Annotated in this window: 14 protein-coding genes; 3 read left to right on the plus strand and 11 right to left on the minus strand. The window is 67.2% G+C overall.

The genetic code is table 11. The features are described 5' to 3' along the window. Positions 1–56 precede the first annotated feature (56 nt). The 5 genes from QRO95_RS13595 to QRO95_RS13615 form a co-directional block, all read right to left on the minus strand. The gene (locus tag QRO95_RS13595; protein ID WP_005408431.1) at positions 57–1,313 is read right to left on the minus strand and encodes a cysteine desulfurase; all 1,257 of its coding nucleotides are present in this window, start codon (positions 1,311–1,313) and stop codon (positions 57–59) included. After that, complete coding sequence (gene sufD, locus QRO95_RS13600) at positions 1,310–2,572, minus strand: Fe-S cluster assembly protein SufD (protein WP_285302797.1); 1,263 nt, start codon at positions 2,570–2,572, stop codon at positions 1,310–1,312. Before sufD ends, QRO95_RS13595 begins: the two co-directional genes overlap by 4 nt. Beyond that, complete coding sequence (gene sufC / locus QRO95_RS13605) at positions 2,572–3,336, minus strand: Fe-S cluster assembly ATPase SufC (protein ID WP_285302798.1); 765 nt, start codon at positions 3,334–3,336, stop codon at positions 2,572–2,574. Before sufC ends, sufD begins: the two co-directional genes overlap by 1 nt. 74 nt (positions 3,337–3,410) lie before the next feature. Further along, positions 3,411–4,886, minus strand: coding sequence for a Fe-S cluster assembly protein SufB (gene sufB / locus QRO95_RS13610; protein WP_285302799.1), 1,476 nt, complete (start codon positions 4,884–4,886; stop codon positions 3,411–3,413). A gap of 17 nt (positions 4,887–4,903) precedes the next feature. Next, a complete protein-coding gene (locus QRO95_RS13615) occupies positions 4,904–5,359 on the minus strand; it encodes an SUF system Fe-S cluster assembly regulator (RefSeq protein ID WP_005408436.1) in 456 nt (151 codons plus the stop codon). 209 nt (positions 5,360–5,568) lie between these two features. Between QRO95_RS13615 and QRO95_RS13620 the strand changes: the two genes are divergently transcribed. Further along, positions 5,569–6,036 carry an SET domain-containing protein gene (locus QRO95_RS13620; protein ID WP_012479369.1) on the plus strand — a complete coding sequence of 156 codons (468 nt, stop codon included), beginning with the start codon at positions 5,569–5,571 and terminating at the stop codon, positions 6,034–6,036. A 72-nt stretch (positions 6,037–6,108) separates the two neighbouring features. Here the strand turns inward: QRO95_RS13620 and QRO95_RS13625 are convergent, their stop codons facing one another. From QRO95_RS13625 to QRO95_RS13640, 4 genes are all read right to left on the minus strand, one after another. Beyond that, a complete protein-coding gene (locus QRO95_RS13625; protein WP_012510326.1) occupies positions 6,109–6,705 on the minus strand; it encodes a DUF1439 domain-containing protein in 597 nt (198 codons plus the stop codon). 81 nt (positions 6,706–6,786) lie between these two features. Beyond that, positions 6,787–7,335 carry a hypothetical protein gene (locus QRO95_RS13630; protein ID WP_285302800.1) on the minus strand — a complete coding sequence of 183 codons (549 nt, stop codon included), beginning with the start codon at positions 7,333–7,335 and terminating at the stop codon, positions 6,787–6,789. Between the two features lie 55 nt (positions 7,336–7,390). Then, complete coding sequence (locus tag QRO95_RS13635) at positions 7,391–7,699, minus strand: DUF3861 family protein (RefSeq protein WP_032129232.1); 309 nt, start codon at positions 7,697–7,699, stop codon at positions 7,391–7,393. Positions 7,700–7,953: 254 nt separating this feature from the next. Further along, on the minus strand, positions 7,954–8,352 hold the full coding sequence (locus tag QRO95_RS13640; RefSeq protein WP_010483539.1) for an HU family DNA-binding protein: 399 nt from the start codon (positions 8,350–8,352) through the stop codon (positions 7,954–7,956). A 371-nt stretch (positions 8,353–8,723) separates the two neighbouring features. On the opposite strand from QRO95_RS13640, the gene QRO95_RS13645 reads away from it, so the two are divergent. Then, on the plus strand, positions 8,724–9,155 hold the full coding sequence (locus QRO95_RS13645; RefSeq protein ID WP_005408443.1) for an OsmC family protein: 432 nt from the start codon (positions 8,724–8,726) through the stop codon (positions 9,153–9,155). Between the two features lie 162 nt (positions 9,156–9,317). On the opposite strand, the gene QRO95_RS13650 is transcribed toward QRO95_RS13645, so the two are convergent. Together QRO95_RS13650 and QRO95_RS13655 are read right to left on the minus strand one after the other, a co-directional pair. Further along, on the minus strand, positions 9,318–10,196 hold the full coding sequence (locus QRO95_RS13650) for a PhzF family phenazine biosynthesis protein (protein ID WP_032129231.1): 879 nt from the start codon (positions 10,194–10,196) through the stop codon (positions 9,318–9,320). A gap of 131 nt (positions 10,197–10,327) precedes the next feature. Beyond that, a complete protein-coding gene (locus tag QRO95_RS13655; protein WP_285302801.1) occupies positions 10,328–11,200 on the minus strand; it encodes a PhzF family phenazine biosynthesis protein in 873 nt (290 codons plus the stop codon). Between the two features lie 75 nt (positions 11,201–11,275). Between QRO95_RS13655 and QRO95_RS13660 the strand changes: the two genes are divergently transcribed. Beyond that, positions 11,276–13,870: a bifunctional aspartate kinase/diaminopimelate decarboxylase gene (locus QRO95_RS13660; protein WP_100437481.1), complete on the plus strand. Its 2,595-nt coding sequence runs from the start codon at positions 11,276–11,278 to the stop codon at positions 13,868–13,870. Positions 13,871–13,877 lie beyond the last annotated feature (7 nt).

A 13,877-nucleotide genomic window follows, 5' to 3' on the forward strand; every position in this document is an offset into this window, starting at 1 on the left:
AAAAAACGCCGCAGTTTCCTGCGGCGTTCTCATACTTCCCCGATTCTGGCGAATCCTCAGCCCAGCAGCTTGCGCACCTTGGTCAGCGCGGTCATGAACCGCTCGATCTCGGCGTGCGTGTTGTAGAACGCCAGCGAGGCACGGCAGGTCGCGGCAACGCCAAAGTACTGCAGCAGCGGATGCGCGCAGTGCTGGCCCGAGCGCACGGCCACGCCTTCCAGATCCAGAAGGGTGGCCAGATCGTGGGCATGCGCGCCGTCGATCAGGAACGAGACCACGGCGGCCTTCTCCGGCGCTTCGCCGATGATGCGCAGGCCGTCGACGCGGCGCAGCTCTTCGGTGAAGTGCGCCAGCAGTTCGGCTTCGCGTGCTTCCACGTTCTCCTGGCCAAGCTGCTGCAAGTAGTCGGCAGCCACACCCAGGCCGATGAAACCGGCGATGTTCGGGGTGCCGGCTTCGAACTTGTGCGGGGCATCGTTGAACACGGTGCCGTCGAAGCTGACTTCCTTGATCATCTCGCCGCCGCCGAGGAACGGCGGCATCGCGTCCAAGTGCTCGCGACGGGCCCACAGCGCACCGGTGCCGGTCGGGCCGCACATCTTGTGGCCGGTAATGGCGTAGAAATCGCAGCCGATCGCGGCGACATCGACTTTGCGGTGCGGTACCGCCTGCGAGCCATCGACCACGGTGATGATGCCGCGCTTGCGCGCTTCGCGGCAGATCTCGCGCACCGGGTTGACCGTGCCCAGCACGTTCGAGACGTGGGTGACCGCCAGCAGCTTGACCTCCGGGGTCATTGCCGCGCGCAGCGCATCCAGATCGAGTGCGCCGTCAGGCGTGATCTCGGCCACGCGGATGGTGGCGCCGGTACGCTGTGCGACCAGCTGCCACGGCACGATGTTGGCGTGGTGCTCCATGCGCGTGATCAGGATCACGTCACCGGCCTTCAGCCGTGGCAGCGCCCACGAGTAGGCCACCAGGTTGATGGCGAAGGTGGTGCCACTGCACAGCACCAGGTCGCTGGGGCGCACGTTGAGGAAGCGCGCCAGCTTGTTGCGTGCGCCTTCGTAGGCATCGGTGGCTTCGCTGCCCAGTGCATGCACCGCGCGGCTGACGTTGGCGTTGTAGCGGCGGTAGAACTCGTCCACCGCGCCGATCACCTGCACCGGCTTCTGGCCGGTGTTGGCGTTGTCGAAATAGACCAGCGGCTTGCCGTGCACTTCACGCATCAGCAGCGGGAAGTCGAGACGGACGCGGTCCCAGTCGGGGGCGCCGGTGCGTTCTTCGATCGGTCGCGGCGTGGACAGGTTCATGCGACACCCGCCTCGGCCAGCGCCTTGTCCAGGCGGCGTGCCAGCTGCGCACGCAGCGCATCGGGCAGGATCTTCAGCGGTTCATGGCAGAACGCAGCGCTCAGCAGTGCCTGCGCCTGGGCCTGCGGCAGGCCGCGCGAGCGCAGGTAGAACAGCGCATTGGCATCGAGCTGGCCGACGGTCGCGCCGTGCGCGGCCTTCACCTCATCGGCGTCGATCACCAGCGTCGGCTGGGTGTCGATCTCGGCATCGCACGACAGCAGCAGGTTCTTGTTGGACAGGTTCGCGTCGGTGCCATCGGCGCCTTCGCGGATCTGGATGCCACCATGGAACACCACGCGGCTGCGGTTGGCGGCGACGCCGCGCCACAGCAGTTCGCAGGCGGTATCGCGTGCGATGTGGTCGATGCCCAGGCGGGTTTCGACGTGGCGGCGGCCATTGCCAAGCAGCACGCCGTTGGCGGTCAGCTGGGCATTGTCGCCTTCCAGGCGCACGTTCAGTTCATGGCGGCTGAGCGCGGCGCCCAGTTCCAGGTCGACGCGGTGGTACTGCGCGTCGCGGGCCAGCACCGCGTCGGTGCGCAGGAAGCTGGTCTGGCGCGCGCTGCCGGCCTGCACGCGGGCGTGCTTGAGCACGGCATCACGGGCGACGTGGGCATGCAGCACGGTGTTGTCCAGGTGGGCGGAGTCACCCACGCTGAAGCGGTGCTCGACCACGCCCAGGCTGGCGCCGGCACGCAGTTCGATCAGGTGACGGTGGTGCCAGGCCAGGTCGGTGTCGCCGGCGACGCTGGCGAACACCAGCTGCAGCGGCACGTCGACCTGTACGCCTTCATCCACGCGCAGCACCACGCCTTCATCGGCAAGCGCAGCGTTGAGGCGGGCGAAGATCTCTTCGCTGCGCTCGTAGCGGCGGCCAAGGAAACGCACGGCGTCTTCGCCGGAGGCCAGTGCGGCCGACAGCGGCTGCAGCTGCACGCCGGACGGCAGGGCCTGCACGTCGCTCAGCGCGGCATCCAGGCGACCATTGACGAACACCAGGCGCGGCGCCGGGATGTCGTCCAGCAGCGTGGCGTCCAGCGCCGGGCCCTGCAGCGGTGCCGCAGCGAACGCACGGCGTTCAAGCTGGCGCAGCGAGGTGTACTTCCAGGCTTCGTTGCGGGCGGCCGGCAGGCCGTCGCGCAGGGCCGCATCCAGCACTTCGCGGCGCGCATCGCTGCCGCAGAAGGCCTGGGCCATCGAATCAAGCAGGGCGCTCATCAGACCGCCGCCTCGGGCACGACCCGGTCCTTCAGGAAATCATAGCCGTGCGCTTCCAGTTCCAGTGCCAGCTCCGGGCCGCCACTCTTGACGATGCGGCCATCGGCCAGCACGTGCACCACGTCCGGCTTGATGTAGTCCAGCAGGCGCTGGTAGTGGGTGATGACCAGGAACGAGCGATCGGCGGCGCGCAGTGCGTTGACACCATCGGCCACGCTCTTCAGCGCATCGATGTCCAGGCCCGAGTCGGTTTCGTCCAGGATCGCCAGCTTCGGTTCCAGCACGGCCAGCTGGAAGATCTCGTTGCGCTTCTTCTCGCCACCGGAGAAGCCTTCGTTGACGCCACGGTGCAGCAGTTCGTCCTTCAGGTGCAGCACGGCCAGCTTCTGGCGCACCAGCTTGAGGAACTGCATGGAATCGAGTTCTTCCTCACCGCGCGCCTTGCGCTGGGCGTTCAGTGCCGCGCGCAGGAAGTAGGTGTTGTTCACGCCCGGGATTTCCACCGGGTACTGGAACGCCAGGAACAGGCCGGCAGCGGCGCGCGCTTCCGGGGCCTGCTCCAGCAGGTCGACGCCGTCGAACTGCACGCTGCCTTCGGTCACTTCGTAGCCGTCGCGGCCGGCCAGGACATTGCCCAGGGTGGACTTGCCGGCGCCGTTCGGGCCCATGATGGCGTGCACCTGGCCGGGCTGGACGTCCAGCGACAGGCCCTTGAGGATTTCCTTGTCGCCGATGCGGGCGTGGAGGTTTTCGATCTTCAGCATGGTGGGGGTTTCCGTGGGGCGGGCCGCGGCCCGCCGGTAAAGAGAATGCGTTTGCGAGGGGCAGGGGCGGGCGGTCAGCCCACCGAACCTTCCAGCGAGACTTCCAGCAGCTTCTTGGCTTCCACCGCGAACTCCATCGGCAGTTCGCGGAACACCTGCTTGCAGAAGCCGTCGACGATCATCGACACCGCGTCTTCCTGGCTGATGCCACGGGCGCGGCAGTAGAACAGCTGGTCGTCGGAGATCTTGGAAGTGGTGGCCTCGTGCTCGACGGTGGCGCCCGGGTTCTTCACCTCGATGTAGGGGAAGGTGTGCGCGCCACACTGCTTGCCGATCAGCAGCGAATCGCACTGGGTGTAGTTGCGCGCGCCATCGGCATTGCGGTCCACCCGCACCAGGCCGCGGTAGGTGTTCTGGCCGCGGCCGGCGCTGATGCCCTTGCTGACGATCTTGCTCTTGGTGCGCTTGCCGACGTGGATCATCTTGGTGCCGGTGTCAGCCTGCTGGCGGTGATGGGTCAGCGCCACGGAGTGGAACTCACCGACCGAGTCGTCGCCCAGCAGCACGCAGGACGGGTACTTCCAGGTGATCGCCGAGCCGGTTTCGACCTGGGTCCAGGTGACCTTGCTGCGCGCACCACGGCACTCGGCACGCTTGGTGACGAAGTTGTAGATGCCGCCGACGCCGTTCTCGTCGCCCGGGTACCAGTTCTGCACGGTGGAGTACTTGATCTCCGCATCTTCCAGCGCGACCAGCTCGACCACTGCGGCGTGCAGCTGGTTCTCGTCGCGCATCGGCGCGGTGCAGCCTTCCAGGTAGGACACGTAGGCCTTGTCCTCGCAGATGATCAGCGTGCGCTCGAACTGGCCGGTGTGGCCGGCGTTGATGCGGAAATAGGTGCTCAGCTCCATCGGGCAACGCACGCCCTTGGGAATGAACACGAAGCTGCCATCGGAGAACACCGCAGAATTGAGCGCGGCGAAGTAGTTGTCGCCCACCGGCACCACGGTGCCCAGGTACTGGCGGACCAGTTCCGGGTGTTCCTTGATGGCCTCGGACATCGAGCAGAAAATGATGCCCTTCTCGGCCAGTTCCTTGCGGAACGTGGTGCCGACGGACACCGAGTCGAACACCGCGTCCACCGCCACGCCGGCCAGCTTGGCACGCTCGTGCAGCGGCACGCCCAGCTTGTCGTAGGTGTCGAGCAGTTCCTTCGGCACGTCATCCAGCGAGGCGTACTTCGGGCCCTTCGGCGCGGAGTAGTAGCTGAGCGCCTGCAGGTCGATCGGCGCGATCTCCAGCTTGGCCCAGTCCGGCATCGGCATGGTCAGGAAGTGGCGGTAGGCGTCCAGGCGCCACTGCGTCATCCACTCCGGCTCTTCCTTCTTGGCCGACAGGGCACGGATGGTGTCCTCGTCCAGGCCCGGCGGCAGGGAGTCCGATTCGATCTCGGTGATGAAGCCGGCCGAATACTTGCGGCCGAGCTGCTCGTGGATCTCGCGGTTGGGGGTGTCGTCGTGGGCGACGTTTTCGATGGTTTCGGTGGCCATGGGGGGCTGCCTACGGATCAGGAGACGACGTCGACAGCGATGGTGCGGCGCTGTTCGTCATCGGCAAGGGGGAGAGGGGGCAGGATCTGCGCAAGGGTGACATCGCGCAGGGCCTCGGAGACCACGTCGTTGATCAGCCGCCAGCTGCTGCGCGCGCCGCACTTGGGCGCCATGCCGCACTGGTGGTGGTCGTGGCTGCATTCGGTCAGGGCCAGTGGCCCTTCCATCGCTTCGACCACTTCGAACAGCGAGATCTCGATGGCCGGGCGGGTCAGGCGGTAGCCGCCACGCACGCCGCGCAGGCCTTCAACCAGGCCGGCCTGGGCCAGCGGCTTGAGCACCTTGCTGACGGTGGGCGGCTCCAGACCGGTGAATTCGGCCAGCTCGGTGGCACTGAGCACCTCGCCCGGACGGGCGGCGAGCACGGTCAGCACGACGGTGGCGTAATCGGTGAGTTTGGTGACGCGCAACATGGGGATGCGAGTGGTTCTTAAAGCGGACTGAAATTGTACGCTTTTATTCGCCGCCATCCAACCCGGGCATTCAGCCGGCGCTGGGGCCGGGCCGGGAGGACACACCGGGGCCGTTGCCAGGGCGCAATGCTGCGCCAACGGGGTGATTTTCGCAATCACCCGGAATGGGCGAGAATCCCTGTTCCATTCGCTGCAAACAGCCCGTGCCGATGCCGAAGAAGATCCAAGCCCGCAAGTCCGCCATCCATGGCAACGGCGTGTTCGCCGTGGCCCCGATCAAGCAGGGCGAGCGCGTGATCCAGTACAAGGGCCTGCTGCGCAGCCACGGCGACGTTGATGCCGATGACAGCGGCGACGTCGAAAGTGGCCATACCTTCCTGTTCACCCTCAACGACGACTGGGTGATCGATGCCAACTACAAGGGCAATGACGCGCGCTGGATCAACCACAGCTGCGACCCGAACTGCGAGGCGGTGATCGAGGAAGACGAGGACGGCGACAGCCGCGGCGACAAGGTGTTCATCGAGGCGCTGCGCGATATCAAGGCCGGCGAAGAGTTGACCTACAACTACGGCATCACCCTGGCCGAGCGTCACACCGCCAAGCTGAAGAAGATCTGGGAGTGCCGCTGCGGCTCGCCCAAGTGCACCGGCACCATGCTGCAGCCCAAGCGCTGACCCGCAGCGGGTAGTGCCGGCCGCTGGCCGGCACACATGTGAAAAGCGTGCCGGCCAGCGGCCGGCACTACCTTACTTACCCAGCACGCCTGCTGGCACCAGATTGCCCAGGTTCTGGTTGAAGGTGACCACCAGCTTGCCGTTCTTCACCTGCGCCGACTGCACCTGCAGGGCGCCGAGCAGGCCGGCCACGGCCGGGTCCAGCTTGTAGATCGGTTCGCGCTGGGCGTAGTCGCTCAGCCAGGCATTGAGCAGGCCGCGGGTGCGCGAATCGAGGCGACCGCCCTGGTTGGCCGGGGTGAAGTCATCCACGCTCGGCTGCTGCAGGTGGAAGCCCTGGGTCTGCGCGTCGTAGCGCAGGCCACTGCTGAGCTTCACCGTGCCCAGCTTGGCCGGGTTGCCACCGGCGGTGGCCAGTGCCACATCCATGCCCAGGTTCAACCGTTCGCCGGCCGGAAGGCTCAGTTGCGGGTGACTCATGGTCAGGGCGATCAGGCCGCCGAGGGCGTCCTGGGTGCGCGGGAAGCTGCCATCGAGGTACTGCTGCACGTCACTGGCGCCGACCGACAGTTCGCGGCCGGAAATGGAAGGGGCGGCCTGGGCGCCGATCGCAGCGGCGATCAGTACGGTGGAGGCGGCGAGGCGGGTCATCAGGGAACGCAGGCGCATGGCGGTGACCGGTGGATATGAATGGACGAATCAAAGAGTAGCCGTGGCGGCTGAATCGCGCGTGCATGCCGCTGCAACGGTTCAGTCCAGCGATGGGCGCAGTTGCGCCGACTGGATCTGCCAGGCGCGGCCATCGGCACGGGGTTGCACCCGGTACCAGCCACCGAAGCGGAAGGTGCCCTCAGGGGTCACTGCGCGGATCTGTACCGGAACCTCCAGCAGCTGCGGCGGCTGGTGACCGTCGCGCGCGATCGGTAGTTCGCTGGTCAGGCGCAGGCTTCGCACGTCCGTGAGCTGGCGCAATGCGGCATCGTCGGCGCGTCGTGCATCGCTGGGCGGGAATGTCCACGCGGCGTCGACGGCCTTGCGATCGCGATTGAGCAGGGCCATGACATAGGCATTGAGCATTCCCGCCGGCAGCTCGGCCTCGGCCGCGACGGCGGCAAACAGGGGATCGACATCGATGGCCTGCACGGCCGGTGCATCGCCTTCTGCGGCGGTCTGTGACTTCGTGCGGGCAGCCGCCTCGGCCGTGGCCGACGGTGTGGCATCCGCCGGATGAGGTTGCGATGTCGGCCGGGAACAGGCCAGCAGCACCAGCGGTGCGAACAGTATCAGGAACCTGCGCATGTCTGCCTCCTCCCCGAGGCGAACGGAAGGAGGCAGTGTATCGGCTGTTCCGCGATCAGCGGGAGGAGGGCAGCTGTTCCAGTGCATCCAGCGCCGGCAGCACCTGCGTGGCGATGGCGGCCAGGGCATGCCCTTCGGTGTCGGCGTGGCGCTGCACGATGTCGCGCAGCAGCTGGGTGGCGATCACCAGGGTCGCGCGCTCGTCGCCGCTGATACCAGCGGTGCGCGGCGCCGCTTCCAGCAGGCGCATCAGGTCGCGGCTTGCGCGATGTTCCAGTTCGATGGTGCAGCGCCCGGTGCACTGCAACCCGTCCTTTTCGATGGGGGTCACCGAGATCCGGTAGCGGGTGGAGGGGCTGGCCATGAGGGTGTGCTCGCCGTAGCTGTGGAGGATGTGCCCACCTTAGGCAAGGCCGTGCCCGGCGGCGATGGCCGGGGCTGCACGCAGTGTTCCACCCGGTACGTTCCGGGGCCGCAACGGACCACGCCCAGCCAATGGCGACGGGCCTGTACGCGCATTCCCGGGGATGCGGCAACGCTGTGTTGCGGGCTGTGGTTGGGACAAAAAAAACGGGACGGCCAGAGCCGTCCCGTCGGAATCCGCGTTGGGGCGCGCGCTTACAGCGCGGCGTCCTTCAGCTTCTTCAGCGGACGCACCTTCAGCTTGGTGGTGGCCGGCTTGGCGGCGAACCACTGCTCTTCCTTGGTGAACGGGTTGATGCCCTTGCGCTTCGGCTTGGCCGGCACATTGACGGTGGTGATCTTCAGCAGGCCCGGCAGGGTGAAGGAGCCAGCGCCCTTCTTGTGCACCGAGGAGGCGACGGCGCTTTCAAGCGAGGCCAGCACAGCGCGGACGTCCTTGGCGATGACGCCGGAGGCTTCAGCGATGTGTGCAACCAGGCCGGACTTGGTCAGCACTTCCTTGATCGGCTTCGGAGCGGCCGGCTTGGCGGCTGCCTTCGTCGCGACTTTCTTCACTGCCTTCTTCGGGGCAGCCTTCTTAGCGGTCTTTGCCATGGTTTCCTGTTCCGTGAACGGTTGGTTGTTTGGTCGGCGCCGAACCCCGTCGGCAAGCGCAATGTAGGGCAACTCTCGGGCGCCGCCAATAGCCCGAAGCGCGGAAAGTGCATGTTTTTTCATATCCAGGCCGATTCAGTACATGGCCGGCAGTGGGGGAAGGGGGTGTGGCAGCGCGCGCGATAGCCCGCGCCCGCCCGTCGGAGGAATGCGCGAAACCACTGAAAACAAGGGAAAAATGCGCGCCGGTCTGGCGAAGAAGTGACCAGTTGTCCGGTTTCCGGTGGACCTGTGGCGTGTGGCGGAGCGACGCAGGGCTAACGCCTCCCGTGCGAGGGTGACCGTTCATCACCGTCACGCAGGAGCAGCACATGGGAATCTCGCGACACGCCACCGCGCACTGGGAAGGCGATCTGAAGTCGGGCAAGGGGCAGTTGAGCACGCCGCAGAGTGGGCTGCTGGACAAGACCCGCTACGGCTTCAACAGCCGCTTCGGCGACGAAAAGGGCACCAATCCGGAAGAGCTGATCGCTGCCGCGCACGCCGGCTGTTTCACCATGGCGCTGTCGGCCAAGCTCGGCGAGGCCGGCTTCACCCCGACTTCGCTGGATACCGAAGCCAAGGTCGATCTGTCATTGGAAGGCGGCCCGCAGCTGTCGCAGATCCGGCTGAAGGTGAAGGCGGTGGTGCCGGGCATCGACGCGACGCAGTTCCGTGCGATTGCCGATGACGCCAAGCAGAACTGCCCGGTATCCAAGGCGCTGAGCGCAGTGCCGATCAGCCTGGAAGCCGAGCTGGGCTGAGGGTAGTGCCGGCCGCTGGCCGGCAACCGCATGATGTCGAGGTCCAGGTAACAACCGGCCAGCGTTATGGCGGCCTTCCTGGCCGCCACCCTCCGGGCCGTCGCGTCCGACGTTGGCAGCGGCTCCTGCCGCTGCCTTCGGCTCTACCATCCCCCATCACAATCACCAATCAAGGGTGCCGGTAATCACCGTCTGCACCTGGCCACCGGACCAGACTTCCCCGTCTTCATCGACGAAAAGGGTCAGGCGCGCGTCGTGGCCGACTTCGCGGCCCTGGCTGACTTCGAACGGTGCGCGACCACGGGGCAGCGCATCGCGCAGGTCCAGCCATGCGGCCAGCACCGCATTGGCGGCACCGGAGGCGGCGTCCTCGAAGCGGCGTCCATTGCCGACGAAGGCACGTACCGCCAGATCGAAGCCCTCACCGCCATCGCTGAAGGCATAGGCAAACACGCCCATGCTGTCGGTGGACTCGGCCAGTGCGGCCACCGCATCCCAGTCCGGCTGCAATGCGCGCAATGCGGCCTCATCGGCCACCTGCACCACCCACCAGCTGCGTCCGCCCTGCATCCGCGCCGGCGGCAGCGTGCCCAGCGGCCAGTCCTTCAGTGCGGCCTGCAGGCGTGGATCGGTCGCCTCGGCAGTCTCGGCCAGCTGCGCGCGCGGCGTGCGGATGGCGATGCGCTGCTGCACACCCTCACCGCTGACGCGCAGCGGCAGGGCACCGGCAATGCCGTCCTGCACCAGCACACCATCAACCGCTGCGGCCAGGCCGGCCTGCAGCACCGCATGCGCGGTGCCGACGCTGGGGTGGCCGGCAAACGGAACTTCCTTCTGCGGGCTGAACATGCGCAGCCGGTAACTGGCACCGGCGACCTGCGGCGGGAACACGAAGGTGGTCTCGGGCAGGCGCGTCCAGCGCGCGATGGCCTGCATGCTGGCGTCGTCCAGGCCCTCGGCATCGAGCACCACGGCCAGCGGATTGCCGGCGCCGGCGCGCGGGGAAAACACATCCAGCTGCAGGAAACGGCGGGTGGACATCAGGCGGCACTCCAGTAAACAGGCCGCATAGCGTAGCGCGGGGCACCCAAAAGGGGACGGAGGGAATTAAGTCGCTTTTGCCCCATGTGCCATAAGCGACTTAATTCCCTCCGTCCCCTTTTTTCCGTGGGCTACCAGCGGATGTGGCCGTCGATGACCGCCTGCACCTGGCCGCCGATCCAGACCGTGCCCTGCGCATCGACCTGCACCTGCACGCGGCCATCGCGGCCGACTTCGCGGCCCTGGCTGGCCACGTAGTGGCCCTCGCGGCCGGGCAGGGCGTTGCGCTGCCGCAGCCACGCACCGATCAGGGCATTGGCGCTGCCGGTCACCGGGTCCTCGGGTACGGCGGCCGCATCAGCGGGGCAGAAGGCGCGCACCACCCGGGTGTGGTCGGTGCCAGCTTCGTCGGCGAACACGGCCAGGCCGGTGGCATCAGTGGCGAGGCTCCAGTCGGCCAGTGCGGCCATGTCCGGCACCAGGTTGCGTACTGCGGAGGCGTCGCGCAGCGGCAGCAGCCACCAGCGAGCGCCGTTGTCCCATAGTTCGGGTACGTGCCCGCTGGCAGCCAGCGCCAGCAGCGTTTCCGGCGCTCCGTCCGCCGCTGTGTCCAGTTGCTGCGCCGGTGGGCTGGCCAGTTGGATCTGCAGTGCCTCGGCCGGGCCGCTCACCCGTACCGGCAGCAACCCCGCCGCGCATTGCTGCAGCAGGGCACCGTCGCGTGGTTGCGCCAGGCCGCAGGTCACCGCCGCCCAGGCGGCGCCGACGCTGGGGTGGCCGGCAAATGCCAGCTCGCGGGTCGGAGTGAAGATGCGGATGTGGTAGTCGGCGCCCGGCGCACTGGGGCGCAGGAAGAACACCGTCTCGGACAGGTTCAGCCAGGCGGCCAGGGCCTGCATCTGGCTGCTGGAGAGCTCGTCGGCGTCCAGGATGACGCCCAGTGGGTTGCCGGTGCCGGGGCGGGGGGCGAAGACATCGAGCTGCAGGTAACGGAGGACGGCCATCTACGGGGATATTGCGCTTAGAATCAAAGGTTCCGCCCCCGAGGGCGGCTTCCCCACATTCTACATAGCCAATCCATGTCAGCTTCCCCCCTTGTCGATCGTTGGATCGTACTGAAGTTCGGCGGCACCTCGGTGTCGCGTCGTCATCGCTGGGACACGATCGGGAAGCTGGCGAAAAAACGTGCGGAAGAGACCGGCTCGCGCGTGCTGGTGGTGGTTTCGGCGCTGTCCGGGGTCACCAACGAACTGACCGCGATCGCCGATGGCGCGCCGGACAGCCGTGATCGCGTGGCGGCGCTGGTCGAACGCCACGAGGCCTTCCTGGTTGAACTCGGCCTGGGCCGCGAGGTGCTGGCCGAGCGCCTGGCGGCGCTGCAGGGGCTGCTCGACGACGCGCGCGCGGCCACCCGGCCGCTGCAGTGGCAGGCCGAAGTGCTGGGCCAGGGCGAACTGCTGTCCTCCACCCTGGGCGCGGCTTATCTGCACGCTTCGGGCCTGGACATGGGCTGGATGGATGCCCGCCAGTGGCTGGACGCGATGCCGCCGCAGCCGAACCAGAGCGACTGGTCGCAGCGGCTGTCGGTGAACTGCCAGTGGCGTGCCGATGCGGAGTGGATGCAGCGCTTCCGCGCGCAGCCGACCCGCCTGCTGATCACCCAGGGCTTCATTTCGCGGCATGCCGATGGTGGTACCGCCATCCTCGGCCGTGGTGGCTCGGATACCTCGGCGGCGTACTTCGGTGCGCTGCTCGGTGCCAGCCGCGTGGAGATCTGGACCGATGTGCCGGGCATGTTCAGTGCCAACCCGAAGGACGTGCCGGACGCGCGCCTGCTGACCCGCCTGGACTATTACGAGGCGCAGGAAATCGCCACCACTGGCGCCAAGGTGTTGCACCCGCGCTCGATCAAGCCGTGCCGCGATGCCGGCGTGCCGATGGCCATCCTCGATACCGAGCGCCCGGAACTGCCGGGCACCAGCATCGATGGCAGCGCTGCACCGGTGCCGGGCGTGAAGGCGATCAGCCGCCGCAACGGCATCGTGCTGGTGTCGATGGAAGGCATCGGCATGTGGCAGCAGGTCGGCTTCCTGGCCGATGTGTTCAACCTGTTCAAGAAGCATGGCCTGTCGGTGGACCTGATCGGTTCGGCCGAAACCAACGTCACCGTATCGCTGGATCCGTCCGAGAACCTGGTCAACACCGATGTGCTGGCCGCGCTGTCGGCCGACCTGTCGCAGATCTGCAAGGTGAAGGTGATCGTGCCGTGCGCGGCGATCACCCTGGTTGGTCGCGGCATGCGCTCGCTGCTGCACAAGCTGTCGGACGTGTGGGCCACGTTCGGCCGCGAGCGCGTGCACATGATCTCGCAGTCGTCCAACGACCTGAACCTGACCTTCGTCATCGACGAAGCCGATGCCGATGGCCTGCTGCCGATCCTGCACGCCGAGCTGATCGACAGCGGTGCGATGCCGGTGGAAGAGACCGAAGTGTTCGGCCCGCGCTGGCGCGAGATCGCCGGCACCGTGCGCCCGCGTGGCACGCCGTGGTGGCGGGGCCAGCGGGCGCACCTGCTGCAGCTGGCCGATGCCGGTACGCCGCGCTACGTCTACCACCTGCCGACGGTGCGCGCCCGTGCCCGCGCGCTGGCCGCGATCAAGCCGATCGACCAGCGCTACTATGCGATCAAGGCCAACAGCCACCCGGCCATCCTGCAGCTGCTGGAGGCCGAGGGCTTCGGCCTTGAGTGTGTATCGCACGGCGAACTGAAGCACGTGTTCCAGCACCTGCCGGAACTGTCGCCCAAGCGTGTGCTGTTCACCCCCAGCTTCTGCCCGCGCAGCGAGTACGAAGCCGCGTTCGCGCTGGGCGTGACCGTTACCGTCGACAACGTCGAAGCGCTGCAGCGCTGGCCGGACCTGTTCCGCAATCGTGAGCTGTGGCTGCGCGTCGATCTGGGCCGTGGCGAAGGCCACCATGCCAAGGTCCGTACCGGCGGCAAGGACTCCAAGTTCGGCCTGCCGATCGCCCGCGTCGATGAGTTCGTGCGCGCGGCCACCGATCTGGGCAGCCGCGTGGTCGGCCTGCATGCGCATCTGGGCAGCGGCGTGGAAACCGCACAGCACTGGCGCCTGATGTGCGATGAGCTGGCCGGTTTCGCCCGTCGCATCGGCAGCGTACACACCATCGATATCGGCGGTGGCCTGCCGATTCCGTACAGCGACGAAGACGAGCCGTTCGACCTGGACGCCTGGGCCGAGGGTCTGGCCGAGGTCAAGGCGCTGCATCCGGCATTCCGCCTGGCGATCGAGCCGGGCCGCTACCTGGTGGCCGAGTCCGGCGTGCTGCTGACCCATGTCACCCAGGTGGTGGAGAAGGACGGCGTGCGCCGTGTTGGCCTGGATGCCGGCATGAACGCACTGATGCGCCCGGCCCTGTACGACGCCTGGCACGACATCGAGAACCTCAGCCGCCAGGGCGGTTATGCCGAAGCGGCATTCGACGTGGTCGGCCCGATCTGCGAATCCAGCGATGTGTTCGGCAAGCGCCGCAAGCTGCCGGTGTCGACCGCACCGGACGACGTGATGCTGATCGCCGATGCCGGCGCCTACGGCTATTCGATGGCCAACACCTACAACCAGCGGATGCTGCCGCGCGAAGACGTGATCGAATGACCACCGC

Source organism: Stenotrophomonas maltophilia group sp. Smal13, assembly GCF_030236855.1.
GTDB lineage: Bacteria > Pseudomonadota > Gammaproteobacteria > Xanthomonadales > Xanthomonadaceae > Stenotrophomonas > Stenotrophomonas maltophilia_A.

Bases quoted from the DNA above. Each gene is read 5' to 3' on its own strand.
- QRO95_RS13660 (WP_100437481.1), top strand. From the start codon at position 11,276: ATGTCAGCTTCCCCCCTTGTCGATCGTTGGATCGTACTGAAGTTCGGC.
- sufB (WP_285302799.1), bottom strand. From the start codon at position 4,886: ATGGCCACCGAAACCATCGAAAACGTCGCCCACGACGACACCCCCAAC.
- QRO95_RS13645 (WP_005408443.1), top strand. From the start codon at position 8,724: ATGGGAATCTCGCGACACGCCACCGCGCACTGGGAAGGCGATCTGAAG.
- QRO95_RS13625 (WP_012510326.1), bottom strand. From the start codon at position 6,705: ATGCGCCTGCGTTCCCTGATGACCCGCCTCGCCGCCTCCACCGTACTG.
- QRO95_RS13615 (WP_005408436.1), bottom strand. From the start codon at position 5,359: ATGTTGCGCGTCACCAAACTCACCGATTACGCCACCGTCGTGCTGACC.
- QRO95_RS13635 (WP_032129232.1), bottom strand. From the start codon at position 7,699: ATGGCCAGCCCCTCCACCCGCTACCGGATCTCGGTGACCCCCATCGAA.
- QRO95_RS13620 (WP_012479369.1), top strand. From the start codon at position 5,569: ATGCCGAAGAAGATCCAAGCCCGCAAGTCCGCCATCCATGGCAACGGC.
- QRO95_RS13595 (WP_005408431.1), bottom strand. From the start codon at position 1,313: ATGAACCTGTCCACGCCGCGACCGATCGAAGAACGCACCGGCGCCCCC.
- sufD (WP_285302797.1), bottom strand. From the start codon at position 2,572: ATGAGCGCCCTGCTTGATTCGATGGCCCAGGCCTTCTGCGGCAGCGAT.
- QRO95_RS13640 (WP_010483539.1), bottom strand. From the start codon at position 8,352: ATGGCAAAGACCGCTAAGAAGGCTGCCCCGAAGAAGGCAGTGAAGAAA.
- QRO95_RS13630 (WP_285302800.1), bottom strand. From the start codon at position 7,335: ATGCGCAGGTTCCTGATACTGTTCGCACCGCTGGTGCTGCTGGCCTGT.
- QRO95_RS13655 (WP_285302801.1), bottom strand. From the start codon at position 11,200: ATGGCCGTCCTCCGTTACCTGCAGCTCGATGTCTTCGCCCCCCGCCCC.
- sufC (WP_285302798.1), bottom strand. From the start codon at position 3,336: ATGCTGAAGATCGAAAACCTCCACGCCCGCATCGGCGACAAGGAAATC.
- QRO95_RS13650 (WP_032129231.1), bottom strand. From the start codon at position 10,196: ATGTCCACCCGCCGTTTCCTGCAGCTGGATGTGTTTTCCCCGCGCGCC.